This is a genomic window from Povalibacter uvarum, assembly GCF_014202975.1.
Lineage (GTDB): Bacteria > Pseudomonadota > Gammaproteobacteria > Steroidobacterales > Steroidobacteraceae > Steroidobacter > Steroidobacter uvarum.
The window spans coordinates 264,656-290,470 of the sequence record NZ_JACHHZ010000006.1; the positions used below are offsets into that span (position 1 = coordinate 264,656).

The window sequence follows — 25,815 nt, forward strand, 5'->3', positions numbered from 1 at the left end:
CCGGGCCGAAGCCCGGCATCGACCCGGAGCGGACGTGGAAATCGAGACAATGCAAGAATGCCGGATGAAAGAAGGGGAAAAGAGCAGAAGAATATTGATGGTCAGAGGAGCCGCAGATTCCGTCTGTTGTTCACGGTGACGGGGACGGTTCGAGGGTGATCCGGGCGTTCCTCAACAGCGTTAGACCGACGCCGATGAACCACGGGATCTGGCCGAGGCCGAATGCAGCACCCAGGGCACCGAGTGCGGGGATGGCAGTGAGGATTCCGGCGATTCCGACCAGTACGCCAAGCACGTTCAGCGCGCGCGGGAACACGCGTCGATTCAGTGCGGCTGCACTCACGAGCAATAACCAGACACCTCCTACGATCTCGACGCCACCGCCAAGGCCGTCCTGAATGACCGCAATCGTGCGCCAGTGCGTCGCGGCCTGTTCCATGTTGTGGGCGCTGAGCGCTGCAGCAGAGTCGAGTCCCACATTGGCGACCATGCCGCTCGCGACGACCATGCCGGCCCAGATCAGGCCGAACGGGGTCGCGATCTTCATGAGGGTTGAATCGCTGGACAATCGCTCATGCAATGCGACGCTCAGCACGACCAGCGCGATGCCGAAATTCACATAGATGAAGAGCGTCCAGAGCTGGAACAACAGCTTGTTGTCCAGAATGAAGGTGAGACGGTCCTCGCTGGTCCAGCCCTCTGATGCCGCCCCGGGATTGAGCGCCGTTGCCATGACGGCGAAACCGACGATGTAAGCCAGGGCTTCGAACAGGGCGGCAATGCCACCCGCTTGCTGCAAACGATTCATGGTCGGGCACGAAGGAAAGCGGGGCCAGTCCCTTGATCGATGACACCTCTGGGCTGTCATTTGTTACAGCCCAGAGGAAACAACGGGCACCGGGCCGGGAAACCGGGAAGCTGCCATGACCCGAATCCGGAGTGTCGATCTACTGACTTCCGCTTCTATCCGTTCGCGGACGGCGCCAAGGCCTACTGCGCCCAAAAGTCGCGCGAGCGGTGTTGCCTGCAAGTGCATGTGCCGCAGCGGCGATCATCGCGATGAGCACGTGCGCCTCCGGCGCGCGTGCTGCACGCGCACCGCAGTGGGCCACCTCTGGCAGGCAAAGGGGCCAGATCTATTTTCTTGATATGGGTCCCCCGTTCAGCACAACGTGCTCTACGGCAGCTTGAACTTTCGCATCGCGCGCTGCGGCCATATCGATGTAAATTGTGCACCGCCGATGAGCCGGAATGCTGCGGACATACCGCGCAGCGTTGCGTGCTTTTCAAGAACGCGCTTGATGCGCCGAAATGACTGCCTTGGATCGGCGGTGTTCACGAACACATTGATTTCCTCCGCCCTGGTGTCGTAGCCGTCGAAGACAGCGTCGCCGAGCACGTCCTTCAACCTGCTCTCGAGCGTCGCGAGGAACGCTTCATCTTCCAGAGACTTGCGCCAGAACTTGATGACGAGCTGGTAGTCCATCCGCAGATTGTAGGCCTGACATTGCAAGCGCCGTGAACATCGCGCGGTTCTCTACGCGCCACGCGATCTGCCCGGAACTGTTAAGGTTGCGAATCCCGCGACTCGCTCGCCGACTAACGATCGCTTCAGGAGTCTACATGACCGTCTCGATGTTTCAGGCCTCTGTGCCGCCGTTCATTCGTGCGTTGACGAATCTCGCAGGCATTCTCGACAAAGGGCTTGCGTATGTGCAGGCGCGCAAGATCGACGAAGCCGTATTGCTCACCAGCAGACTGTTTCCCGATATGTTTCCGCTAGTCCGTCAGGTGCAGATTGCAACCGACACGGTTCGAAGCGGCGCCGGGCGTTTGGCTGGCGTGGAATTCCCCTCATACGAGGACAAGGAAACGACGTTCGCCGAGCTCACCGTGCGGATTCAGAACACGGTGACGTTCCTGAAAACGCTGCAGCCGACGCAGATCGATGGGAGCGAGAACAGGACGATCTCGTGGCAGAGCCGAAGCAGTACGAAGTCGATGCAGGGGCAGCCGTACTTGTTCAATCACTTGCTACCGAACATCCATTTCCACGTGACGACGGCGTACAACATCCTTCGCCACAACGGCGTTGAGGTCGGCAAGAAGGATTTCCTCGGCCCGTAGGGTGCAGAGGCGGGAACCGGGGGAAACCTTGAGCGCGGTCCCCTTCTGGCCGATTGCAGATACGGACGGTGGCCTGCTTCAGTGTATTGAGCCGAAGGCTTCATCGACCGATTGGACTATTTCAACGCTGGCATCGGCGTCAGTGCTCGCACTTTGCCAGAAGGCTCGACGTGATCTTGTCGCGCAACTCTGCAAGCTGCTTGCGGCGCTGTGTTTTGCTCACCGCATCTGCGTCGATAGGCACGATCTTGAAATCGATGTCCTCCGACATGCGACTGATCAGCTTATGGGCGCGCGCCAAGCAGGTGCCGCCCGAGAATACGAGCTGAAACGGCGCCGCATCTGTCGCAGCGATGGCGCGCATTGCGCGAATGATGTGCCAGTCTTTCTCAATCAGGACGGGGCGCGCGAAACCGAAATACTCCTGGGCCTCGCGAATCTCGGCCGGACCATAGGTCACGTGCGTCGCTCAACCACGAGGCTGTTGCCACCATAACCCAGACGTCGAGCGAAGCGGCCTTTGACCCGGACGACCGCATTGGCTGGCACCTGCGTTGACCGGCCCTCGTTGTATGCGCGCTCTGCTTCGGTGGGCTGCCAGTCGACGCCGAGCTTCGTCAACGCCTCCCGCGAAGCGCCAGCGAATCCGTCACGCGCGGTTAGAACCGGCCGGCCCGAAAGTCTCGACCGCTCGGCGCGTGCGTAGACACCATAGCCAAGTCGAACTAGCCGGCCTTCGCGCACCAACTCGCGCAGGGCTCGGATGATCTGGTCCTCACCTCCCAGACGGGCGAACTCGCGCGTTAGAAACACATCGTCGCCCCTGCGGGCGATCGCTGCTTCTACCCTGTCACGCAATGTCTTCCGAGTTCGAGGACGCATAGAAATATACTTGCAAAAACCCGACAAAACACAAGGCACAACCACTCTCTAAGTTATTGATTTTAAATAAAGTACAAACAATAACCCCGATACTCTGGCAACGAAGATATCGGAAGCCGGACAGACGAGAAAATAGCCGATCGGCTATTTTTAGCGGCGGCTGAGCTCAAGGCAGCGGAAACGAGCCGACCGGCTATTTTTTTCTCGGCTCGGACTCGAACCCAGAACCATTTTTTAAGGCAGGGGTACCGGTCAGGGGTACGTCAAAATCAGAGTCGCGCAAACGCCTGTAATTTCGGCCTTTTCTTGAGGAATGCGAGTCCCACCCTAGCCACCATTCGATTCGCCGGCGCGGTCCGGACACGTCCCAGAAATCCGACACCTATAGATTGCCACCGATTCGCGTCGAAACACGGCATCGAGCAGGGGGTACCGGATAGAGGTACTTCGAACTTGCAGCCGCTGCGGGGGCATTGAAGACATCATGGAGCGCATCCTGTTCCTGTGCGTCGCCAACTCCGCTCGCAGTCAGATGGCCGAAGGACTCGGCCGGATGCTGCTTGCCGATCTGGCAATTGTAGCGAGCGCCGGCTCACAGCCCTCGAAGGTCAATCCCTATGCTATCGAGGTCATGAGGGAACTTGGCACGGACATTTCGTTGCACCATTCCAAGTCCGTAGGTGACTTCGACGTTCAGAACCTCGACCTCGTGATTACCTTGTGCGCCGAGGAGGTATGCCCGGTGCTGCCGGGGAATGTGCGCCGGCTCCACTGGCCTACGCCAGATCCTGCCAGCAATGACCCCGCACTCAGTCGTGAGGACATGCTGCATCGCTTTCGAACCGCGCGTGATCAGATTCGGAAGAAGATTGAAGCGTTGCGCACGGAACTGTAGATCGCGCTTGATGACACCTACGGATTCAGAATCCGCTCCCAGTACGTGACATCGATCCATCGACCGAACTTGAATCCCACTTCTCTGAAGTGAGCCACCTTTTCAAAGCCCAGCTTCTCGTGAAGGCGGAGGCTCGCGTCATTGGGTAGCGCCACGCCACCGATCACTGCATGCACGCCAGCGACTTGAAGCGCGGCGATCAGATGGCGATACAGTTCACTGCCAATACCCTTGTGAACCTGTCCGGCTCGCAGATAGACCGTCGCTTCCGCGGAAAACTTGTAGGCGGCGCGCGCCCTCCATTTCGACGCGTAGGCATAGCCGATCACCGCTGAATCACTCGTCGCGATCAACCAGGGCAACGGGATCGAACGAACATCGAGGATGCGCCGCGCCATTTCCGGCGCGTCGACAGGCTCTTCCTCGAATGTAATCGTGGTGTTCAACACATAGTGATTGTAGATCTCGACGATCTGCTCAGCGTCTGCGCTGGTGGCGGGGCGAATGGATACCTGTTCTTTCATCGGCAGCTCTCTACCCGTGTCTCCGGCCTTGATCGATGAGATGAGGAGTATTGACGCCAGCATGGGATACAGCCACTCGGCACGGCAAGTAGGGGCTTGCTTGCCAGCAGGCGGCGCACATTGCGCGGGACGCTAAGAATCAAAATGGAGTACGCGACGGCCAAAAAGACGTGCGTCGATTGAATAGGCACCGGCACCCAGCAGGCAGATCGCGATCATATTGAGCGCATGGATCGCGATGATCGCGCTGCTCCAGTCGTGCTGTGTCAGCCCGACCCCTCCAGTGATCGCCGCGCACGCAAGCGCGACAACGCGAGTGCCCAGTCCCAGCAGCAGCAACGCAATGAACAACGCGAGCGCGACTACCACCCACCGACTGTGCGCGCCTTGAATCGCCAGGTAGCAGACGCAGGCGATGCATAGTGCGGCCGCGACCCGAAGTAGTAACAAAGCTGCGCCAGCAACTCCGGCAGGATGTTCTGAGAACGAGTACGTCACTCCATGGGTTTTAATGCAACGAAGGGCTGGAAGCCCGCCTCTTACGCCGTGTTCCGTACCCCCTCTTTTGGGGATGTGTACCGCGCCCCCATTGAGGCATCATGCGGGATGATTTGCCCGTCAGCGGCATGAAATTCTAACGACCGCGGCCAAGTGCTCGCCGAAACATGAACCGACTTATCGCGAGCGCGGCTGCACTACTCATCTGCTCTCACGCGTGGGCTCTGGATCCGACACGCACCATCGCCCAGTTTCACCACACTTCCTGGACCGTGGCCGATGGAATGCCCGCGGATATCCTGGCCATCGCGCAGTCCCAGGAAGGCTACATGTTCCTGGGTTCGGTCAACGGGCTGTATCGGTTCGATGGTGTGCATGTAGAAAGATACGCCGCGGATCTGCTCCCCAGTCCGAGTATCCACACGCTCGTAACCACACCCTCGGGCGGACTATGGATCGGATACGAGCGCCCTGTGGGGCTTATTTCGTATCTGCACAACGGCGTGGTGACCAATTATCCACTGCACGCCGACACCACGACTCGCGTCGTACAGATCATCGTGGCGCCCGATCAGACAGTATGGGCGGCGACACCTGACACCATGTTCAGATTTGATGGACAGGAGTGGGTCGCAATGGAGAGCGACTGGGGTTCCGCTCTGGGCCAGACACCGGGGGGCGTATGGTCATTCGGGATCGGCCGCGACGGGACGGTCTGGTCGAAGAACCGGCTCGGGCTCTACTACCTGCCGCAGGGCCAATCTCGGTTCCTTCTCGCGCACGGCTATGCCGGCGGTCCGGAAGCGTTCATGAACACGCCCGATGGAAGGCTCTGGACGACTGATACAACCGCACACCGGCTGTATGCGCTGCCCGATCTCGATCCGGATATGCCCGTGCCGCCGCCGCCTCTTGTCGGCGTTCGCGTGGCCGACACATTGCAGGCGCCGATGCTTCTGGATCGAGACGGTACGCTCTGGTGCGCGAGCCTGGTCGACGGTGGCATCTGCAGGATTCTCACGAAGTCGATTGCGTCGGATGAAAACCATCAGGGGCGACTCGACAAGTTCAGGGATGGCCTCTCGTCGAATCTGGTGCGCACGTTCTTCGAGGATCGCGAAGGGAGTATCTGGGTCGGCACCAGTCTCGGCCTCGACCGGTTCCGGCCCGCAAACGTTGTCCACGAGACGCGTGTCCCCGCCGGATTCCGGGCGCGATTCGTGCAACGAACGCAGAACGTGCTCTACGCATACACCGGCTGGTCAAATTCGGCGACGCGCGCCTCTGATGGCACCGAGTCATTGTATCGGGTGCTCCCGCACCAGGCTCCGGAGCTGTTGATACGAAACATTGGTCGCCTGCGGACGATGCATGCGAATGAGACCACCGGATCACTGCTTGTCGTGACGAGCAATGGGGTGCAGCAACTCGAGGGCAGCAATCTCGGTCCGCCAGTGACGCTGCCCCAGGGCGTCAACGGGGATTTCATCTACTCCGCAGTGATGGATAACAGTGGCGAGTTATGGATATCCGCGTTCTACAAGGGCGTGTTCCGCCGGCGCAGCGATAAAACCTGGGAGTCGGTCGACATCCGTTCGAAGTACGCCGCCACGGCAGTACTGATTGCCACGCCGGACGGCGCCGTGTGGGCGCGCTATTCCGGGGGAACCCTGTTCCGCCTCCACGGCAACTCGACTGAGGACTTCTCTGATCGCCAGATAAAGATCGGAGATATCACCCTGATTCATCCGTACGCCCATGGCCTCATCTTCGGGGGCGAGGGCGGCATGTCGTTCTTTGACGGCAAGACATTTCATTCGCTGAGCGCCCTTGATGAGCCGGTTCTCAACGTGGTCACGGGAATCGCCGAAAGCCAGGACGGCAGCACCTGGGTCTTCACACAAGCTGGCGTGCTGCGCATGGACCGCGACAACCTGCTCTCCGCGCTGCTGAAATCGGATGCAAAGGCGTTGCGCTATCACCTGATCGACTCTCGCGACGGCCTGCCCGGAGCACCGTACGGCGCCGTGTACGGCAGCACTGTCGCCACCGGTCCGGATGGGCGCGTTTGGTTCACTACCGGCGAAGGCCTTGCGTGGATCGACCCCACGAATCTCTACCGCAATCCCCTGCCCCCTCCGGTCGATATCCAGTCACTCTCCACTGCTGGACACGAACTTGATGCGCAGCGCGCGCTGTCACTTGCTGCCGGGACGCGCAATGTCGAGATCAACTACACGGCGCTGAGCCTTTCGATTCCCGAACGCGTGCAGTTTCGATACAGGCTGGATGGTGTCGATGAGGACTGGGTGGATGCAGGCAACCGGCGGCAGGCGTTCTATACGCAGCTTGGACCAGGGGAGCACCAGTTCCAGGTCATTGCGGCGAACAGTGATGGCGTCTGGAACAGCGAGGGCGCAACGCTGATCTTCACGATTCCGCCGACGTTCGTGCAGACAAAGACTTTTCTCGCCCTTTGCATTGCAGGCTTCGCCGCCCTGCTGACGATGCTCTATCGGGCACGGCTGACGCAGGTCTCGGCTCGTATGCGGTTTCAGCTCGAGGCACGCATGGCTGAGCGCGAGCGAATCGCGCGGGAGCTGCATGACACGTTGTTGCAGGGATTCCAGGGACTGATGCTGCGCTTCCAATCCGTGGCCAACAGAATTGCTCCCGACCAGCCAGCGTACAGGCTCATCGAAGAGGCGATGACCCGTGGCGATGAGGTCCTGGCCGAAGGACGCGATCGCGTGCGCAGCCTGCGAGGTACAGAAATCGCAGAGAGCCTGCCCAATGCGCTTCAGAAGCGCGCCCAGGAGCTCTCCGCGGGGTCCGATGCCGAAGTGCGCGTCGTCATCGAGGGAACAGTGCGAATGCTTCATCCGGTCGTGAACGACGAACTGGTAGCCATCTGCAACGAGGCGCTCACCAACGCGTTCAGACATTCAAGAGCAAAAAACATAGACATCGACATCGTATATCGCCGACGCAGTCTCGATGTCCGGATCCGCGACAACGGAATCGGCATCGATGCAGCAGTGCTCGCTCATGGCCGGCAGGGTCATTTCGGCCTCGCGGGCATGCGCGAACGCGCACAGAAGATTCGGGCAACGCTGCACCTTTCCAGCCGCAGCAATGCGGGGACGGAAGTCGAGATCGTCGTGCCGGCATCAGCTGCTTATGCCAAGCGACTGGTGCGTGTCGACAAAGGAACGCTGCATGCAGCAGACCAGTGATGGGGAACCTCGGAACAGCACCGATCGCATTCGTGTGCTGACCGTGGACGATCATCCCATGCTCAGGGAGGGCATCGCCGCAGTGGTACAACCACGCGCCGACATGGTGCTGGTCGGTGAGGCGGAGGATGGAGCACAAGCGGTCGACGCATTCCGCCAGTTGAGACCGGATGTGACGCTGATGGATCTGCAGATGCCCAATCTCAACGGCGTCGACGCCATCATCAAAATCCGCGCGGAGTTCCCGACGGCGCGGATCATCGTTCTCACGACTTACGCAGGAGATGTGCTGGCGCTACGCGCACTAAGAGCGGGTGCGGTCGGGTACCTGCTGAAGGGCACGTTGCGCAAGGAACTGCTGGACGCGATTCGCACAGTCCATGCAGGGCGCAAGCACATCCCAGTGGAAGTTGCGCAGCAGATTGCTCTGCACGCTGGCGAAGACAGCCTCACCGAGCGCGAAATCAGCGTGCTCAACCTTGTGTCAACAGGCCATGCCAACAAGGAAATCGCGCGGGTGTTGTCCATCTCGGAAGACACCGTCAAGGGCCATCTGAAGAGCATCTTCAGCAAGCTCGACGTCGGTGACCGGACCCAGGCCGTGACCCTTGCCGCGAAGCGCGGGATCATCGACCTCTGATCGTAAGCTAGTAGCGAACGCTGAGCTCGAGGCCCAGATAGCGTGCGCTGTCACTGCCCGGCGTCCAGCGTGTCGCGTCGCTCGTCGGTGCGGCAGCTGCGCCGTAGGGGTTGATATTCCAGGCGCCATCGCGGCCCCTGGTCAGGGAATAATTCTGATCGAGCACGTTGACGCAGAACGCCTTCAGCCTCCACCGGTTGCTCTCGATTCCGACGGCGAGATTGAGGAGTCCGTACGAGTCTTGCACCGACATCGGATCCTGCAGCAGGCTATGCATGACGCTCGATTGCCAGTGCCAGCTTGCGGCAGCGAAAGCTGAGTAGCCGTTGATGAGCGGTTGCTCGAACTGTCCATCGAGACTGAATTTCCACCGGGGTGCATTCGGCAATGGCCGGCCCGAAAGATCCTGCTTTCCGGCGACACAGCCCAGGCCCGGCGTCTGACTCGAAAAACACGGTGCACCGGGAAACTCGTCGATCGTGGCTTCGTTGTAGCTGCCGCTGGCAGTCAGCGACAGCCGCTCTCCCAGCGATGCTGTCACCTCCGCCTCGACACCACGGGTCGTCGCCTGCTCGATGCTGTTCAGAATGTTCTGCTGCGTGAGCTCATCGCGACTTTGAGCCTGAAAGTCATGAAACACCTGGTCAAACAGCGTCAGACTCCAGTACAGCCGAGGGTTCAGCTGCCCCTTCACGCCAAACTGATAACCATCGACGGTTTCCGGCGCGACCGGCTGCTGAGCCGCGACTGCGTCCCCAATGGGAAAGCCCTGGTAGGGGCCTGTCGCTGTGACGGGTGAGCGCATCGTGTAGGTGCTGGTCAGATCGTAGGCTGCGCCCTTGTACCCCCGGTCATAGCCCGCGAAGAGCATCATGGCGGGCGTGATTTCATAGGTGATCGCCACCTTTCCAGAAAACGAATCGAAGTCATCGCACGTTGACACCGCCAAGCCGCTGGTCGTCGATGTCGAGCAATCTGGAACCCCGAACGTGACCTGATTGAAGCGATCGATCAACGAGTAGCTCAGCTCCTCGTGATTGACCCGCATGCCTGCAACGATGCCGAAACGACTCGTCACGTCGAACGAGGCGGTTCCGAAGAGTGCGTAGTTCGTTGCACGGGCATTGGCAAGGTACGTTGAGTATGCGGAGCCCGTCGCGGGTACCGTGGTCAACGTTCCGTACTGCGTCAGCGTATTGGACCCGCGAACGAACGACCGTTCCGAATCCGTCTGATTGAAGTAGAGTGCGGCGAGGAACCTGAAGCGATCCTCCTGGGGCGATACGAGTCGCAATTCCTCGGTGATGGAGTCGACCTGGAACCATCCTCCGTTCGCGGACCCTCCGGGAATGGCGCCAGAAATCCCAGCTCCTCCGGGCCCCCAGTTGAAGGCTGTGCCATCGGTATCCTGCCTGTCCTCGAGTTGATACCGGTTCAACGCGGTGATTGAAAGCAGCGAGAGTTCGCCGATGCGTCGTTCAACCTTCACGCTCCCGCCGTAGTCGACCGCATCCCCGCGTGGGTCAACGTCCGCCGAAATGAGTCGATTACTCGAACCCGGCGTAATGCCGTTCAATACATCCGCCTGAGGAGCCCGATAACCCTGGAACCTGCCGAAGGTGACGCCGGGGCTCACGGATTGAGACGCCCATGTGCAGCACGAGGCTTCGGTGTCACTCCAGTACGCGGACAGTGCGACAGTCCACGGCTCAGAGGGCTCCCAGAGAAGCTTTGCACGCGCGAAGACATCGCGATGACCGTTGACCCAGTTCTGCGTAAAGGTGTTGTAGAGGTTGCCGCGATCAGAGACTGCACCCACAAACAAACGAGCACTCAGCTCATCGGTCACCGGACCTGACAGGAAGCCACTGAGACGGCTTTCACCATCATCGGTCGCCATGGCCTTGCCCCCGGCCTCGAAGACCGGGCCGGGGGAATTCGTGGTGATGTTGACCACACCCGCCGTGGCCGAAGTTCCGAAAAGCGTGCTCTGCGGACCTCGCAGGATCTCGACCTGGGAAACGTCGGCGAGCGCCTGGAACGCCTGTGCCTGAAAGGACTGGAGAACATCATCCACGATGACGGAAACGCTGGGTTTCGTCGCGATGGAAAACGCATAAGTCCCTACGCCACGGATATTGATGCTGTTGTTCGCCGGCTGGGTCGTTTTGGTGATCGTCAGCGACGGCGCTATACGCACCAGATCATCGAAATCGCGAACCTCGCTGCGCGAAAGATTCTCCTCCGTCGCGACCCAGATCGATGCTGGAAGATCCTGGAGCCTCTCGCGGTGCTTGCCGGCGGTAACGATGATCGACTCGAGAACATCGGAGCCGGGAGCATCGACCTGTGTCTGTGCCCCTGCAGTCGGGATGGACGCGGCGACGGACACCGCCATCAAGACGGTCTTCAGTGAAACGGCGGTGGTAGGCATGGGGACGCGAACTACAAACCATCGCTGTGCCCCGGTCAACAGGCCCCGGAACCGCACGCATGTCCAATCTGTACGGGCCCGATTGGCCAATGATCAGTCTTCACTGGGCAGGGAACAACCGTGACACGAACAACATGCACTCTGTTTCTGGCGATCGCGCTCGCGTCCACACAGGTTCACGCCGAAGGCCCGCTCCGGCTCGATGTCGAACAGTTTGTGTCCCTGCCTGCGGATGTGCGCCATCCGGAGAGCATCACAAGCGACCCCGAGACACGCGAGATCTATGTGGCCACGTTCGACGCGCGGCTACCGCAGAACGAACGCAACAACCAGCTGCTGCGATACTCCGAGGACGGGCGCCTTCTTTCCCGTCGAGGCTTCGGCGCGACACCGTTGACGGGAATCGAGTTCCGGGACGGGTACGTCTATGTATTGAACTTCGGTGCATCCAGGCTTCAACGGGTGCCTGGCCGCTTTCATGCGGCCTCCGAGATCGTGGACGTCGCGAGTTTTGGGGCACTGGCACCTCCTGCTCCTGCCCCACGGCTCGTGTCCAATCCCGATGGAAGCAAAGACGACATCCGATTCGGCTCGGCGGGGTTGCCTGCGATCAACGGTTTGAAGTTCGATCGCAGTGGCACCCTCTATGTGTCCGATTCGTTCCAGGGCGCAATCTACCGAATCGCTGACGCAACGACCTGCAAGCCTTGCAAAGTTGAAACGCTGGTCAGAGATCCGCTATTGGCAACGGCGGGTGCACTACCCTTCGGCGCTAACGGTCTTGCGCTGAACGCGGCTGAATCGATCCTCTATATCAACAACGCAGGTGACGGCCGCGTACTGCGCATGCCCCTGCCCAGTGGACCGATTTCTGTCCTGGCCGAAAGCGTGCACGGCGCCGATGGGCTCATGTTTCATCGAGGTATGTTGTGGGTCGCTGCAAATCAGGCCGACGCTGTGGTCGCACTGGACGAGCAGGGACGTGAACGAGTTCGCGCGGGCGCGTTCATGGGAATCGACCAGCACGGCGCGCCGACCGGACTCCTGTTCCCCGCCAGTACGACCGCTGTGGGTGATTGGATGATTGTCGCTAACCTGGCCCTGCCACTGACGCCTACTGCGGGTGACGAGTGGGAAGAAGACGTGACCCGATGGACGCTCGCGCGGTTCAAACTCCCGAAATGACGCCATCCTGCGCACTGATGCGGTAGACCGGCCACGATCGGCCGTGCCGCCGGTCACAGGCGTCGGACCGCTCACCATGCCGTCTCGACCGTTCGACACCGAGAAGTGACTTCTTTGTCCCGACGCCTATGCTGGCGGCCATGGTGTACGAATATCTCGATACCGACGCCCGCCCCGCCGACGCGCGCACCTACTGGGCGTGTCAGTTCGCAGGCTGGGGCCTCTATGGTCTCGCGCAGTTGTACAACGCGATCGAAGCGCTCCACGTACCGGCTGGTCGCGCACTGGCGGAGATCGCAGCGTTGAATGCAGCAGCCATCGCGCTCACGCATCTGCTGCGAAACTTCATGCGACGCCATCGCTGGTCAACGATGCCGTTGCGCGCACTCCTGCCGCGGAGCCTGGCCGTCAGTGTTGCCCTTGGCACGCTGCTCGGCCTGGCGATGCATTTCACATCGATCGCTCCCATGTGGGTGCTCGGTGATGAAGTCGTTCTGCCGCAGATCCCAGGTTTCCTGCTGGATCCGATGTTCGTGCGCACCTGCAACTGGAGCCTGGCGTTCTTCTTCTGGATCGCGATCTACTTCGGACTCACCTCGCTGCGCGACCAGCACGTTGCGATGCTGCGGCAGTCCGAGCTCACCCGGGCGCTGCAACTCTCCGAGCTGCGGCTGCTCAAGTCGCAACTCAATCCGCATTTTCTGTTCAATAGCCTCAACAGCGTACGTGCGCTCATCGCAGATGATCCGGAGTGTGCACAGAATGCAGTTACGCAACTGGCGCGCACACTGCGCTACACGCTGCGTTCGGGTCAGGAAGAACTCGTGACCCTGGAGCGCGAGCTGGAGATCGTCGACGATTATCTGGCGCTCGAATCGCTGCGCTTCGGTGACCGGCTGCGTATCGAGCGTCGCATCGAAGCGAGCGTCCTCGGGGTGCGCATTCCCGTCATGCTGTTGCAAACGATCGTGGAGAATGCGATCAAGCACGGCATCGCGCATCTTCTCGAAGGGGGCACTTTGACGATCTCGGCAGCGCTTCACGGCGACACCCTGCATATCGAGGTGAAGAACCCGCGGCCCGCGAGCGAGCACCCCGCCAGCCCGGATGGAATCGGTGTACGCAACTCCGCGGAGCGCCTGCGATTGCTGTTCGGTGCCCGCGCGAGCTTCGAGCTCGACCTCTCGCACGCCGACCTGGCACTGGCGCGCATCAGCATGCCTCGCGAATCATGAAAGCAATGATCGTGGACGATGAGCCGCTGGCACGTCGCGAACTGCGACGTTTACTGGCGTCGTTCCCGACCATCGAGATCGTCGGCGAGGCTGCGAATGTCGAAGAGGCCGTCGCAGGCGTCGAGCGCTGGCAGCCCGAACTGCTGTTTCTCGACATCCAGATGCCGGGCGGCACGGGCTTTGATCTGCTGGCGCGCCTCGATCAGGCTCCGCAAGTCATTTTCACGACGGCGTACGATCATCACGCCGTGCACGCATTCGAGGTCAACGCACTGGACTATCTGCTGAAGCCGATCGAGCCGGAGCGGCTGGCAGCCGCGGTCGCGAGGCTTCACGCTGCGAAGTCACACCAACTTCAGCCCACCTCGCAGGAGCCGGCAATCGAGCGCCTGTTCGTTCGCGACGGTCCGAGGTGCTGGTTCGTACCGCTTCAGGAAGTGAGCCTCATCGTTTCTGAAGGCAACTACGTGAGACTGCATTGGGGCAAGGCCCAGCCGCTGCTTGCGCGCCCATTGAGCAGCCTGGAACAACGTCTCGATCCGCGGCGGTTCTTTCGCGCCAACCGCCGCCAGATCATCAACCTCGACTTCATCGAGAGCGTCGACCTCGGCGTCGGCGGGCAGCTCCATGCACAGTTGCGCGATGGACCGGAGATCGAGATCTCGAGACGGCAGGCCCGGATTTTCCGCACGCTGACGACGATCTGACCCAAGCGCTCAGTAGCGCAAGGTCAGACCGATCAGATTGAACGCGAGACCGAACCACACGACGGCGAGCATTGCACCGACGAGGGTCACGCTCCAGAGCTTGCTCCACCACTTCGCGCCGCTCGTGAACACGAGCTTCGCGTTCCAGATCGTCACGCCGATACCAGCGATGCAGAGCAGGCCCACGATGTGGAGCAGCGTAAGCCCACCATTCAACCTGCCGTCGAACGAGGCAAGGTTCGACAGACCCGACTGGACCACCACCATCCATCCCACCAGGAACGTGAGCCCCAGAATCGCGACGACGCGCACCAGGCGATGCGCGAGCTTCGCCAAGCCCGTCCGATCAAGAGGCGCACGGTAGTAGCGGCGAGTCAGCGCTCCGACGGGCCATGAAACAACGGCAGCGATCAGAATAGCGATCGTCACCAGCATCAGCGGTTTGATCCACGCCGAGGACCGCGACGCCGGAACGGGCACAAGGACCTCGATTCCGCCGGCCGAATCGAATCCGAGGAATCGGATCTTGCCGTCCTCGATGCGCGCCGCGAGACGTTCATGCCCACCGACTTCACGCCAGACATACGGTGCGACCTCGCGCCACGACTTCGGCTCACCGTTGGCGCCAGTCAGATGCGGAATGACGAGCGTACCGTCCTCTTTGGCGACGACTTGCGTCTGCCCGACCAGCGACACCACGTTGAAGAATGTCGTTTCAGCTCGGCGCGAGGTCGCGTAGAGCCCCGCGACCTCGCGAGCGTGCTCGACCGCAGTACTCGTCGCAGGTTCATTCGGCACCGCAGCTGGAAAATAGCGATCGGCGAACAACTCGAACAGCGCATCGCGGAGCCGATAGGCAGCACCTTCCTTACCCTGGCTGTTGAACGACATGAACAGCCCTACACCGTCATCCGCGAACAGTAGCATGTCGCTGTGGAAGAACTGCGTATCGCCTGCGTGACCGATGACGCGCCGGCCATTGCGGCTGCGGTCGAAGAAACCAAGTGAGTTGCCGTGAGTCGGTGGCGCAGCCTGGAACATCGATCGGTACATCAGCCGAGCCGTGTCCGGCCCCAGCAGGTCCGGACGCGCTCCACTCTCGAGTTGCAGATGGGCAATCATGAATCGCGCCATGTCGGCACCGCTCGAGGTGAGACTGCCCGCGGGTGCCGGACCGACGAGCTCGAAGTACCCGGCGGGCGACGAGCCCCTTCGATAGCCCTGTGAAAGGTCCGCGCTCAGCGCCTGGGGCACGGGCTGTCTGAATGTCGACCGCTTCATGTCGAGCGGTGCGAAAACATGCCGGTCGAGGTAGTCATCGAAATCTTCGCCTGACACGCGTTGCACGACGTAGCCCGCGAGCGCGACACAGTAGTTGCAATACGAAGGCACTTCGCCCGGCGGGAAGATCGGGTCGGGCTTGGTTTTCTTCACGAACGTTTCGAGGTTCGGCAACGTGTCCGGATCGCTGAACATCAGGCCGTGGAGCATCTCCTCGTAGCCGCCGGTGTGCGTTATGAGATTCCGCACGGTCACTGGCTTGCCAAGGGTCGGCACCTTGAAATCCAGGTACTGGTTGACGTCGGCATCGAGGTCGATCTTGCCTGCCTCCACCTGCTGCATCACCGCCGTGTCCGTCACGAGCTTCGCGACGGAACCCAGACGGAAAAGAGTGCGCTCAGGATCGACGGGCGTCTGCGTCGTAACGTCCGCGTATCCATAGCCCTTCTGTGCCAGAACCTCGCCGTCCTTGACGACCACCACGACAGCGCCGGCGATGTCACCGCTGCGTAGTGCATTGGGCATCAAGCCATCAAGCCAGGCTTCCAGATCGGCCCGCTCGAGCGGCGCTGATATCGCCACACCCGCCAGCAGCAGATTCAGAAACATCGATCCCACGAACGTGGCCAAACGCATGTGCGCTCTCCCGAAACGACGAATGCCGTCGCGGGGCCAATCTAAGCGGTGCCGCTGGCGCTTCCGTTGCGGCGTGAGGAACGGTCGAAATCGGCACTCGAACGGCGAATTTCGGGCCTAAGACAGCTCCTGAAGTGGCCATACCTCGACCACCCCATGGGCGACCGCGCATGGAGTCTTCGAGACCAACGCGATGGCCTCTTGCATGTCCTCTGCCTCGATCACCGCAAATCCTGCAATCGGCAGACTGCTGCGCATGTAAGCGCCAGGCGCCGTCTGAAGACTCGCGTCGTCGTGATTGCGCACTTGAACGGGCGGGCCCGCCATACCAATCAAAGCACCGCCGGCTTTCATGCTCGCATCATGCGCATGTGCGGCATTCCGCACGGCTGAATCCGTCCGCTCGTAGCCCTTCTCGTCGCCGTACCCGACAGTGATGAACTTCGCCATGACCACCTCCGCGTCAATGCTGGAAGAAGGTTTGGCGTCAGCTGAAGTTCCGCGACCGCTTCTGGCCGCTCCTGCATCGACCTACTTCCGAGGTAGCGAACAGTCTCTCCAGCTTGGGCGTGACTGGAACAGCGCGCGCCGGTCAGCACAATGACCGGCGCGCAGACTACTCAGAACCACCGGCACCCGTACGGCGAAAAATCGCAGGGCCACGGGTCCGGCGGCGGCGGATCGACGGGCTCTGGATTGCATTGTGGCAAGTACGGCTTCTTCATGCAGATGGGCGGATCATCTCCGAACTCATCAGCTTGAATCACTGGCGCGTTCAACAGCACGACCACGGTGCATGCCTGCAGCACTCGTTGTGCGGCTTGCTTGACGATGCTCGATTTCATATCAGTCTCCTCGAGTTGATGAACTCTGCTCAGGCGCACGTTGCCGAGCAGTGAGGAAGACCGTAGCGAGCATGTCCCTGGGAGTGAACTGGACTGAATAGTTTGCGTGGGATGTCGCTCCCTTCTCATCGATCTCGTTATTGCACGTGCAATGCCAATGAACGCGACGTAGCTGGGTTCTTTGGTACATCGGAGTTCGACCGACGAGAGTCGTTCGGCGAGCACGGACCAGACCAGCACATGGAAATTTCCGAAGGCGCAGCCTGGCCGGAGGACGAGCTGATGTCGACATTGGCCGCGTGCAAGCAGCATTCGCGGCGACCTCATCAGCACTCCAGAAACACCGTTTCGCCTTCTCCGGCGAACCGGATATCGAAGCGATAGCGCCGATCCCCCGTCGAAACCGCGACCAACGTGGGCCGCCGTGCGTAAGGCACGAGGCTCAAGATCGGGTCATTCCCATTGATCGCTGTCGGGTCGAAGTAGATTCGTGTGTAGAGCCGCTTGAGCAGGCCGCGTGCGAAAACTCCAACGCACAGATGAGCCGCTGCATCCGGTCCCATCGACACTGGCCGCGAAGTCTCGAAAGCAAAGCGGCCCGTCGAGGGATCAGTCGCGAATCGGCCGAACGCTTTGTTGTCCGGCTGCCAGATCTCGATCATTGCATCGGTAACGGGCACGCCTTCGGCGTCGAGCACCGAGCCTTCGATTGTGATCCGCTCGCCGTTGCCAGCCAGGCTCGACCAGCGTTCGTGGATCAATCCGATCTGAAAATACGGACCGACGGTCTGCGACGGCGTGACGCTCATCGGCCATGCTCCATCGGTGTTTCTTCGGGTCCGCGCAGGACGATGTCGAAGCGGAATCCCAGCGCCCATTCGGGGCGAGTCGCCTGCAGGTCGAATCGGGCGATCATGCGTTCACGGGCTTTCGCATCCGGGACCGAATGAAAGATCGGATCGAACGGGAACAACGGATCGCCCGGAAAATACATCTGCGTCACGAGCCGCGTCAGGAAGCACGGGCCGAAGAGCGAGAAGTGGATGTGTGCCGGGCGCCAGGCGTTCGGATGATTCCCCCACGGATATGCGCCGGGACGGATCGTCGTGAACTGATAGCGGCCTTCCGCGTCCGTCAGGCAGCGCCCCGCGCCGAAGAAATTGGGATCGAGCGGCGCGTCATGCTGATCGCGCGCGTGCCGGTATCGTCCCGTCGAATTCGCCTGCCACACCTCCACGAGCGAGTTGGGGATCGCGCGGCCCTTCTCATCGAGCAGCCGGCCGTGAACGATGATGCGCTCACCGATCGGCTGCCCCTGCCCGTGTGCCGTGAGATCGGCGTCTTCCGGTCGAACATCGGAATGCCCGAATGCCGGGCCGCTCAACTCTGAAAGCGTATGCGGCACGATGACCAGCGGTTCGCGAGGCGAACGCAATCGCGTCGAGGCATACGGCGGATGCAGGTACGGCGGATCGGCCTGCAATGCCTCGCGTGAGTAGACCGGCAGCGAACTCATCGCAACACCTCAGTGCGCAGAGTTGAATCGGTCGATCACTTCCTGTGGTACCGGTTTGGTCCTGATGCCGCCCGGCTTCTCCGGGTCCTTTCCCGCCCAGACGCGGCTTTCGTAGCCTTCGACAGCCACTTTGCCCTCTTTCAGCAACCGGTGGTCGACGCGCAGACCGGAGCGGCGCCACTCGCCGATGCGGCTCTCGACGGTGATGCGGTCGCCGAACGTGGAAGGCATGAAGAACTTCGCCTGCACATCGACGATCGGCATGCCGACGATGTCGTAAGTCTTCACCAGCGTGGGCTTCGGCAGGCCGACGGACTCGAACAGGTACGCGGTGTTCGCATCGAACAGTTCGAGGTAGCGCGGGTAGAACACGATCCCCGCCGGGTCGCAATTGCCCCATTCGATCCGGACTTCGCGCCGGAAGATCGCACCCACCGGAGGGGGAGGAGCACTGCCGCCTGTTTCCATAATTGTCTGGGCACCTTACTGTATGCGCTGGCGCCGTTATACGGGATCGACACAATGTCGGCAAATCACGGCACATCGGCCGATGCCCGCACGCGGCCGCTCCTTTAATATGAGCCCATTCGCGGATGGCAACGCCGCAATCACAGGGTAAGCGATTGGACGCTCAGTTTCACAGCACAGAGGTTGCTGGCCTGTTCGCCGCCGAACGGCAGATTGCGCACATGCTCGCCTTCGAGGGTGCGCTCGCACGGGTCCAGGGCGAGCTCGGATTGATTCCCGAACCCGCTGCCCGGGCGATCGCGGATGCTTGCGCGGATCGCAAGCTGATCGCACGCATCGATCTTTCGGCGGCGCGAGTTGCCGGCAATCCCGCGATTCCCTTCGTGAAGCAACTCACCGCACTGGTCAGAGCTTCGGATCCCGAGGCTGCGGCGTGGGTTCATCACGGCGCGACCAGCCAGGACGTCATCGACACGGCGACGGTTCTATCGCTACGCGAAACCTTCGCGGCGATCATTCGTGATCTCTCGCAGTTGCGCGAAGCGATCGCGACGCTCGCTCATGCTCACGTTCGCACGCCCATGATCGCCCGCACCCTGCTGCAGCACGCAGCGGCGACGACGTTCGGTTACAAGCTCGCGGCGGCGCTCGCGGGACTCGATCAATGCGCGCAACGAATGATGCAACTGATGCAGACGCACTTCTGTCTGCAGCTCGGCGGACCCGTCGGTACGCTGAGCACCGCCGGCCCCCTCGCTCTCCCACTCGTCCGCGGCGTCGCCTTGCGACTGGGACTGCAACCCGCGGAAATCTGCTGGCACACGAATCGCGTGCGCATCGTCGAATGCGGCACAGCGCTCGCAACGCTGACGGGGCATCTCGGCAAGATCGCGCACGACATTGCGCTGCAGATGCAAAGCGATGTCGCTGAGCTCGCAGAGGCACCGGCGCCCGGCAAGGGCGGGTCGTCGGCGATGCCTCACAAGCACAACCCGGTGGATTCGGTTGCTGCGAGTGCCGCCGCTATCGTCACTCCGCAACTCGCCAGCACGCTGCTCGCCGCGATGGTTCAGGAGCACGAGCGCGCCGCCGGAGCCTGGCACGCAGAATGGATTGCATTGCCTCAGCTCTGCAGCCTCACTCACGGCGCCGTACTCGCGGTGACTCAGAGCTTTCGAGGCTTGCGCGTCGATGTTCAGCGAATGCAGGCGAATCTCGATGCCGCGCTCGAGCTTATCGGCGCGAGCGCGGTTGCCGAAGCGCTCGCTCCCGCAATGGGGCGCGATGTTGCTCACGATACGGTGCAGGAGTGGACGCGCATCGCGATTTCCAAACATCGTCCGTTGCGGGAGGTCGTCGCGCAGGAACTGCGCAACGCACCTCATGCACTGCCGCCGGAGCAGCTCGATGCGCTGTTCTCCATTGATCGCAACGTCGCTGCTGCCGATGCCGCCGCACGGCACTATCTCGAACAGCGAACAGCTTCCCCGGGCGGAAATTCATGAACGAGAAAGAGCGCCACGAACTCGGCATGCAGCATCGCCGCGCGGTACTGGGCGATGCGTGGGTCGATCGCGCGACCGGCAATCTCAACGACTTCAACCGCGAATTCCAGGACCTGATCACGCGCTACGCTTGGGGTGAGATCTGGAGCCGGCCCGGGCTCGATCGCAAGACGCGCTCCTGCATGGTGCTCGCTACCTGCATCGCTCTCGGCCGGTGGGAGGAATTCAGGCTCCACGTCCGCGGCGCGTTCAACAACGGGCTCACGCAGGACGAGGTCAAGGAGGTCATCCTGCAAAGCGCGATCTACGCCGGTGTCCCAGCCGCAAATACCGCGATCCATCACGCACAGGCAGTCATCTCGGAACTCAACCCGCCGCCGTGATGTTTGGACTGCAAGAGGGTTCCCGATGAAGCTCATTCAATCCCAGGACGTGCAGCTGCGCTGCGACCACACGCCGCGATCCGGCGCCCCGGCGCTGCTCATGATCAATTCACTCGGAACGACCCTCGAGATGTGGGACGACCAGATGAGCGCGTTACAGGAGCGGTTCGAAGTCGTGCGCTATGACGCGCGTGGCCACGGTGAATCGACCGCCGGATCGCATACGACAGCAACAATCGACGATCTTGCCCGAGACGCGCTCGCCATTCTGGACGCGTGCGGAATCGCTCGCGCTCATCTGTGCGGCCTGTCGCTCGGCGGAATGACGGCTATGTACATCGCGCAGAAATGGCCGGATCGCGTGCTGAAGGCAGCACTGTGCAATACATCGCCCTACATGCCGCCGAAAGACGGATGGGACTCGCGGATCGCGACGGCGAAGAAGGAAGGCATGGCGGGACTGACCGAAGCCGTGCTCGGCCGCTGGTTCACCCCGGAGTTCCGGTCGGCACAACCCGAACGGGTCGAGCGTGTCCGGCAAATGCTGCTGAACACTTCAGTGCAGGGTTACGTCGCGTGCTGTACGGCAATCCGGGACATGGACCAGCGCGAGTCCATCAAGTCGATCCGCACCACGACGCTCGTGATCGGCGGGTCGAAAGATCCCGCCACACCGCCGTCGGAAGCCGAATTGATCGCGAGCTCGATTCCCGACGCGAAGCTCACACTGCTCGACGCGGCGCATCTGTCGAATATCGAGCAGGCGGACGAGTTCACCCAGACGCTGGTGGAGTTTCTCGGCGGCGGTGAGACGATGACCGAGTGATCGCTCGATCACCCGATCGCTTGCTCACACATTGAACCGGAAGTGCATCACATCGCCTTCGTGGACGATGTACTCCTTGCCTTCGAGCCGCAGCTTCCCGGCTTCCTTGGCCCCTTGCTCGCCCTGGTTCGCGATGTAGTCGTCATAGGCGATGACTTCCGCGCGGATGAAGCCCTTCTCGAAATCGGTATGAATGACGCCGGCGGCCTGCGGCGCCGTTGCACCAACCTTGACGGTCCAGGCGCGCACTTCCTTTTCACCCGCGGTGAAGTAAGTCTGCAGTCCGAGTAGCTTGTAACCCGCGCGGATCACGCGGTTCAGGCCGGGCTCGTCGAGCTTCAGTTCCGCGAGGAAATCCGCACGGTCGGCCTCTTCGAGCTGCGCAATCTCCGCTTCGATGGCGGCGCAGACAGCAACGACTTCCGACCCTTCTTCCACGGCGCGAGCCTTCACTGCATCGAGATGCTTGTTGTTGGTGAAACCGTCCTCTGCGACGTTCGCCACGTACATCAGCGGCTTCAGCGTGATCAGCTGCAGTTCCTGGATCAGCTTCCGCTCTTCGGGATCCTTCACCAGCGAACGGGCGGGCTTGCCGGAGTCGAGATGCTCTTTCAGCTTCTTGAGCAGGTCACGCTGCTTGATCGCGTCCTTGTCGCCGGCCTTCGCCGCTTTCTCTGCTCGCAGCAGACCGCGGTCGACGGTATCGAGATCGGCGAGCGCCAGTTCCGTATTGATCACTTCGATATCATCGAGCGGCCCGATGCGACCGGACACGTGCACGATGTCATCGTTCTCGAAGCAGCGGACGACGTGAGTAATGGCGTCCGTCTCACGGATGTGCGACAGGAACTTGTTACCCAGCCCTTCGCCCTTGCTCGCACCCGCCACGAGACCCGCGATATCCACGAACTCCACCGTCGCCGGCAGGATGCGCTCGGGACTGACGATCTTCGCGAGCTCATTGAGGCGCGGATCCGGCACCGGCACGATGCCGACGTTCGGATCGATGGTGCAGAACGGATAATTCTCCGCCGCGATCTGCGCACGCGTCAGCGCATTGAAGAGTGTGGACTTGCCTACGTTAGGCAGACCAACGATGCCGGATTTGATGCCCATAAGGAGAGAAGCGGTTGGCGGTTAGCGGTTGGCGGTTAGTTCGGAATCGGAAGGGCGGGAAGAGTTGTCAGGTCGCGCTGAGAGAGTCATCTTCTGATCTCTGACTAACCGCTGACCGCCAACCGCTAACCGCTTCTCTTCTGATGCAATCCATTCATGGCTTTCTCCGGGCCTTGCTGGAGGAAAACATCCAGGGCGTCCAGAGAAGCAGCGACAGAGGCGAGAATTTTCTCTTCCTCTTCTTTCGGAGCGCGGCGCAGAACGTAGTCGATTACCTGCGACTTGTCGCCTGGGTGACCGATGCCGAGGCGCAGTCGCCAGAAATCGGCGCCGATGTGAGTAATCGTGTCGCGCAAGCCGTTGTGACCGCCGTGGCCTCCGCCCAGCTTGAAGCGGGCGTCGCCGACGGTGAGGTCGAGCTCGTCGTGAACGACCAGCGTTTCGCCGGGCGACACTTTCAGATAGTCGGTGAGTGCGCGGATCGCCAGTCCGCTGCGGTTCATGTACGTCGACGGCTTGAGCAGCGTGACTTCATCGCCATTCAGCTGAATGCGGCAGATCTCGCCCTGGAAGCGGGTGTGACTGCGGAAGCGGCCGCCGAGCTTCGACGCGAGCGCATCGACGAACCAGAATCCCACGTTGTGACGCGTGAGCACATGCTCGGGCCCGGGATTGCCGAGTCCGACGATGATCTTGATGGGAGTGGCAGGCATGGGAGCGAATGGCTGACTGACGATTCACAATGGGCGATGAAGAAGGGCGTGTCGCACTCCCCTGCCCATCGTGAATCCTCAATCGTGCATGGTGCATCCGCGAGCGGCCGGCAGAAGCCGGCCGCTCGCAACGCATCACTTCTTGCCGCCTTCCTTCTTCGCAGCGCCAGCGGCCGGCTTGGCCTCTTCCTTCTTGGCATCTGCAGCAGGAGCCGCACCGGCAGCAGGAGCCGCCGCAGCAGCTTCGGTCGCTGCAGGCGTCTCTGCCTCTTCCGCACGCGGGTGATGGATCGACACCACCGGTTCGTCGCGGCCGTGCGCGAGCGCCACGAACTGCACGCCCGCGGGCAGCGGCAGGTCCGACAGACGCTTCATGTCGTTGATGTGCATCTCGGACATGTCGACTTCGACGAACTCAGGCAGATCCTTCGGCAAGCAAAGCACTTCGACCTGGTTCAACAGGTGCGACACGATGCCGCCTTCGGTCTTCACGCCCGGCGAGCCGGCCGCGCCCTTGAAGTGCAGCGGAATGCTCATGCGGATCGCTTCGTTGTCGAAGACGCGCTGCAGATCCATGTGCAGGATCTGGTTCTTGGCGGGATGGCGCTGCACATCCTTCAGGATGGCCGCCTGCTTCTCGCCGCCGATGCTCAGCGAGAGGATCGTCGAGTAGAAGCGTTCGTTGACGAGCAGCGTCAGCAGGTTCTGGTGATCCAGAAGGATCTGACGCGGGGCCTGCGGGCCCCCGTAGAGAATCGCCGGGACCTTACCCGAACGACGCAGGCGGCGGCTCGCACCCTTCCCCTGCGCGTCGCGTGGATCGGCGACGAGATCAAATGAGGTTTTCATGAAAAAGACTCCAGCAGAAAGTGATGAGGTGATCAGGTGATCCCGTGATGACGCCGGAGCGCCTTGCGGGACTTACCCATCCACTTCATCGAAAAGCGACATCCGCTCCGCGACCAGAAAACGAACATCGCGCCAAAACGACGAGGCGATCGCGCGATTCGTGATGCTCTTGCGTCATCACCGGATCACCCGATCACCTCATCACCAATCAATCGATATACAACGAACTGACACTCTCCTCGTCCCGGATACGACGCATCGTTTCCGCGAGGAGGCCCGCAACCGACAGCTGGCGGATCTTCGAACACGCCCGCGCGGAATCACGCAGCGGGATCGTGTCGGTCACGACCAGTTCGTCCAGTTCGGACTTGCCGATGCGATCGATCGCCGGGCCCGAGAGCACGGCGTGGGTGATGTACGCCACCACGCGCTTCGCACCGGCGTCTTTCAACGCCTTCGCCGCATGGCACAGCGTGCCGGCGGTATCGACCAGGTCGTCGATGAGCACGCACGTCTTGCCGCGCACTTCACCGATGATGTTCATGACTTCCGACTCGTTCGCCCGCTGGCGGCGCTTGTCGATGATCGCGAGGTCCGCATCATCCAGCCGCTTCGCCAGCGCTCGTGCGCGCACCACACCGCCGACGTCAGGCGACACGACGATCAGATCGTCGTACTTCTGCTTCCAGGCATCGCCCAGCAACACCGGCGACGCGTACACGTTGTCGACCGGAATGTCGAAGAAGCCCTGGATCTGGTCCGCGTGCAGATCGATCGTCAGCAATCGATCCACACCCGCACCCGCAATCATGTTCGCGACCAGCTTCGCCGTGATCGCCGCGCGCATCGCGCGTGGGCGGCGATCCTGCCGGGCGTAGCCGAAATACGGCACCACAGCGGTGATTCGCGCTGCCGACGCACGACGACAGGCGTCGGCCATCACCAGCAGTTCCATCAGATGATCGTTCGCCGGCGGCGACGTCGGCTGCACGATGAACACATCGCGGCCGCGCACGTTCTCCAGCAACTCCACCGTCGTCTCGCCGTCGCTGAACCGGCTCACCGACGCGCGGCCGAGCGGCACCGTCAGATGACGGGCGATTTCGAGCGCAAGCTGCGGGTTGGCGTTGCCCGAGAACACCGCCATCGTTGAACGATCCATCCACGCTCCCCGAAACGAAAACTGGCTGGGGCGGAAGGATTCGAACCTCCGGATGGCGGGATCAAAACCCGCTGCCTTACCGCTTGGCGACGCCCCAATTCGTACTGCTCGACCGATCCGCGCTTCGCGCGAATCGCACAACTGTTCCTGAT

Annotated in this window: 27 protein-coding genes and 1 tRNA gene; 10 read left to right on the forward strand and 18 right to left on the reverse strand. The window is 61.4% G+C overall.

Annotation, left to right across the window (positions count from 1 at the left end):
* Positions 1 to 130 precede the first annotated feature (130 nt).
* Together HNQ60_RS23485 and HNQ60_RS23490 are read right to left on the reverse strand one after the other, a co-directional pair.
* The gene (locus tag HNQ60_RS23485; protein WP_184335215.1) at positions 131 to 808 is read right to left on the reverse strand and encodes a DUF4386 family protein; all 678 of its coding nucleotides are present in this window, start codon (positions 806 to 808) and stop codon (positions 131 to 133) included.
* 369 nt (positions 809 to 1,177) lie between these two features.
* Positions 1,178 to 1,486: a hypothetical protein gene (locus HNQ60_RS23490; RefSeq protein ID WP_184335216.1), complete on the reverse strand. Its 309-nt coding sequence runs from the start codon at positions 1,484 to 1,486 to the stop codon at positions 1,178 to 1,180.
* Between the two features lie 137 nt (positions 1,487 to 1,623).
* Here HNQ60_RS23490 and HNQ60_RS23495 point away from each other — a divergent pair, with 137 nt between their 5' ends.
* On the forward strand, positions 1,624 to 2,127 hold the full coding sequence (locus HNQ60_RS23495; RefSeq protein ID WP_184335217.1) for a DUF1993 domain-containing protein: 504 nt from the start codon (positions 1,624 to 1,626) through the stop codon (positions 2,125 to 2,127).
* Between the two features lie 139 nt (positions 2,128 to 2,266).
* Here HNQ60_RS23495 and HNQ60_RS23500 read toward each other — a convergent pair whose 3' ends face one another.
* Both HNQ60_RS23500 and HNQ60_RS23505 read right to left on the reverse strand, forming a co-directional pair.
* Positions 2,267 to 2,491, reverse strand: coding sequence for a nucleotidyl transferase AbiEii/AbiGii toxin family protein (locus tag HNQ60_RS23500; protein WP_184335218.1), 225 nt, complete (start codon positions 2,489 to 2,491; stop codon positions 2,267 to 2,269).
* Positions 2,492 to 2,583: 92 nt separating this feature from the next.
* A complete protein-coding gene (locus HNQ60_RS23505; protein ID WP_184335219.1) occupies positions 2,584 to 3,009 on the reverse strand; it encodes a type IV toxin-antitoxin system AbiEi family antitoxin domain-containing protein in 426 nt (141 codons plus the stop codon).
* A gap of 484 nt (positions 3,010 to 3,493) precedes the next feature.
* Between HNQ60_RS23505 and HNQ60_RS23510 the strand changes: the two genes are divergently transcribed.
* Entirely contained in the window at positions 3,494 to 3,904 is a 411-nt protein-coding gene (locus tag HNQ60_RS23510) for an arsenate reductase ArsC (RefSeq protein ID WP_184335220.1), read from the forward strand.
* Between the two features lie 17 nt (positions 3,905 to 3,921).
* Here HNQ60_RS23510 and HNQ60_RS23515 read toward each other — a convergent pair whose 3' ends face one another.
* Together HNQ60_RS23515 and HNQ60_RS23520 are read right to left on the reverse strand one after the other, a co-directional pair.
* A complete protein-coding gene (locus HNQ60_RS23515; RefSeq protein ID WP_184335221.1) occupies positions 3,922 to 4,428 on the reverse strand; it encodes an arsinothricin resistance N-acetyltransferase ArsN1 family B in 507 nt (168 codons plus the stop codon).
* Positions 4,429 to 4,560: 132 nt separating this feature from the next.
* Positions 4,561 to 4,926: a hypothetical protein gene (locus tag HNQ60_RS23520; protein ID WP_184335222.1), complete on the reverse strand. Its 366-nt coding sequence runs from the start codon at positions 4,924 to 4,926 to the stop codon at positions 4,561 to 4,563.
* Between the two features lie 167 nt (positions 4,927 to 5,093).
* Here HNQ60_RS23520 and HNQ60_RS23525 point away from each other — a divergent pair, with 167 nt between their 5' ends.
* Entirely contained in the window at positions 5,094 to 8,162 is a 3,069-nt protein-coding gene (locus tag HNQ60_RS23525) for a sensor histidine kinase (RefSeq protein WP_184335223.1), read from the forward strand.
* Entirely contained in the window at positions 8,146 to 8,802 is a 657-nt protein-coding gene (locus tag HNQ60_RS23530; RefSeq protein ID WP_184335224.1) for a response regulator, read from the forward strand. The genes HNQ60_RS23525 and HNQ60_RS23530 overlap by 17 nt, the downstream gene beginning before the upstream one ends.
* Positions 8,803 to 8,809: 7 nt before the next feature.
* On the opposite strand, the gene HNQ60_RS23535 is transcribed toward HNQ60_RS23530, so the two are convergent.
* Positions 8,810 to 11,236: a TonB-dependent receptor gene (locus HNQ60_RS23535; RefSeq protein ID WP_184335225.1), complete on the reverse strand. Its 2,427-nt coding sequence runs from the start codon at positions 11,234 to 11,236 to the stop codon at positions 8,810 to 8,812.
* 120 nt (positions 11,237 to 11,356) lie between these two features.
* Between HNQ60_RS23535 and HNQ60_RS23540 the strand changes: the two genes are divergently transcribed.
* The 3 genes from HNQ60_RS23540 to HNQ60_RS23550 all read left to right on the forward strand — a co-directional run bounded on the left by HNQ60_RS23540 (position 11,357) and on the right by HNQ60_RS23550 (position 14,363).
* Positions 11,357 to 12,421: an SMP-30/gluconolactonase/LRE family protein gene (locus tag HNQ60_RS23540; protein WP_184335226.1), complete on the forward strand. Its 1,065-nt coding sequence runs from the start codon at positions 11,357 to 11,359 to the stop codon at positions 12,419 to 12,421.
* A gap of 140 nt (positions 12,422 to 12,561) precedes the next feature.
* Complete coding sequence (locus tag HNQ60_RS23545) at positions 12,562 to 13,656, forward strand: sensor histidine kinase (protein WP_184335227.1); 1,095 nt, start codon at positions 12,562 to 12,564, stop codon at positions 13,654 to 13,656.
* Positions 13,653 to 14,363, forward strand: coding sequence for a LytR/AlgR family response regulator transcription factor (locus tag HNQ60_RS23550; RefSeq protein WP_184335228.1), 711 nt, complete (start codon positions 13,653 to 13,655; stop codon positions 14,361 to 14,363). The genes HNQ60_RS23545 and HNQ60_RS23550 overlap by 4 nt, the downstream gene beginning before the upstream one ends.
* A gap of 9 nt (positions 14,364 to 14,372) precedes the next feature.
* Here HNQ60_RS23550 and HNQ60_RS23555 read toward each other — a convergent pair whose 3' ends face one another.
* The 6 genes from HNQ60_RS23555 to HNQ60_RS23580 form a co-directional block, all read right to left on the reverse strand.
* Entirely contained in the window at positions 14,373 to 16,280 is a 1,908-nt protein-coding gene (locus HNQ60_RS23555; protein WP_184335229.1) for a serine hydrolase domain-containing protein, read from the reverse strand.
* A gap of 117 nt (positions 16,281 to 16,397) precedes the next feature.
* Entirely contained in the window at positions 16,398 to 16,730 is a 333-nt protein-coding gene (locus tag HNQ60_RS23560; protein ID WP_184335230.1) for a YciI family protein, read from the reverse strand.
* Positions 16,731 to 16,900: 170 nt separating this feature from the next.
* A complete protein-coding gene (locus tag HNQ60_RS23565; protein ID WP_184335231.1) occupies positions 16,901 to 17,125 on the reverse strand; it encodes a hypothetical protein in 225 nt (74 codons plus the stop codon).
* A gap of 326 nt (positions 17,126 to 17,451) precedes the next feature.
* The gene (locus tag HNQ60_RS23570) at positions 17,452 to 17,934 is read right to left on the reverse strand and encodes a dioxygenase family protein (RefSeq protein WP_184335232.1); all 483 of its coding nucleotides are present in this window, start codon (positions 17,932 to 17,934) and stop codon (positions 17,452 to 17,454) included.
* Positions 17,931 to 18,641, reverse strand: coding sequence for a protocatechuate 3,4-dioxygenase subunit beta (gene pcaH, locus HNQ60_RS23575; RefSeq protein WP_184335233.1), 711 nt, complete (start codon positions 18,639 to 18,641; stop codon positions 17,931 to 17,933). The genes HNQ60_RS23570 and pcaH overlap by 4 nt, the downstream gene beginning before the upstream one ends.
* A gap of 9 nt (positions 18,642 to 18,650) precedes the next feature.
* Positions 18,651 to 19,109, reverse strand: coding sequence for an acyl-CoA thioesterase (locus tag HNQ60_RS23580; protein ID WP_184335234.1), 459 nt, complete (start codon positions 19,107 to 19,109; stop codon positions 18,651 to 18,653).
* A gap of 155 nt (positions 19,110 to 19,264) precedes the next feature.
* Between HNQ60_RS23580 and HNQ60_RS23585 the strand changes: the two genes are divergently transcribed.
* From HNQ60_RS23585 to pcaD, 3 genes are read left to right on the forward strand one after another with little or no spacing between them, the layout of a single operon-like run.
* Entirely contained in the window at positions 19,265 to 20,614 is a 1,350-nt protein-coding gene (locus HNQ60_RS23585) for a lyase family protein (protein WP_184335235.1), read from the forward strand.
* Complete coding sequence (gene pcaC / locus HNQ60_RS23590; protein ID WP_184335236.1) at positions 20,611 to 20,997, forward strand: 4-carboxymuconolactone decarboxylase; 387 nt, start codon at positions 20,611 to 20,613, stop codon at positions 20,995 to 20,997. Before HNQ60_RS23585 ends, pcaC begins: the two co-directional genes overlap by 4 nt.
* Before the next feature lie 25 nt (positions 20,998 to 21,022).
* Entirely contained in the window at positions 21,023 to 21,823 is an 801-nt protein-coding gene (gene pcaD / locus HNQ60_RS23595; protein WP_184335237.1) for a 3-oxoadipate enol-lactonase, read from the forward strand.
* Between the two features lie 24 nt (positions 21,824 to 21,847).
* Here pcaD and ychF read toward each other — a convergent pair whose 3' ends face one another.
* From ychF to HNQ60_RS23620, 5 genes are all read right to left on the reverse strand, one after another.
* Entirely contained in the window at positions 21,848 to 22,939 is a 1,092-nt protein-coding gene (gene ychF, locus HNQ60_RS23600; protein ID WP_184335238.1) for a redox-regulated ATPase YchF, read from the reverse strand.
* Positions 22,940 to 23,064: 125 nt separating this feature from the next.
* Entirely contained in the window at positions 23,065 to 23,652 is a 588-nt protein-coding gene (gene pth / locus HNQ60_RS23605) for an aminoacyl-tRNA hydrolase (protein WP_184335239.1), read from the reverse strand.
* 135 nt (positions 23,653 to 23,787) lie between these two features.
* Entirely contained in the window at positions 23,788 to 24,501 is a 714-nt protein-coding gene (locus HNQ60_RS23610; protein ID WP_184335240.1) for a 50S ribosomal protein L25/general stress protein Ctc, read from the reverse strand.
* 208 nt (positions 24,502 to 24,709) lie between these two features.
* Positions 24,710 to 25,663, reverse strand: a complete 954-nt coding sequence (locus HNQ60_RS23615; protein WP_184335241.1) for a ribose-phosphate diphosphokinase — start codon at positions 25,661 to 25,663, stop codon at positions 24,710 to 24,712.
* A 22-nt stretch (positions 25,664 to 25,685) separates the two neighbouring features.
* Positions 25,686 to 25,760 (reverse strand) — tRNA-Gln (locus HNQ60_RS23620).
* Positions 25,761 to 25,815: the final 55 nt, after the last annotated feature.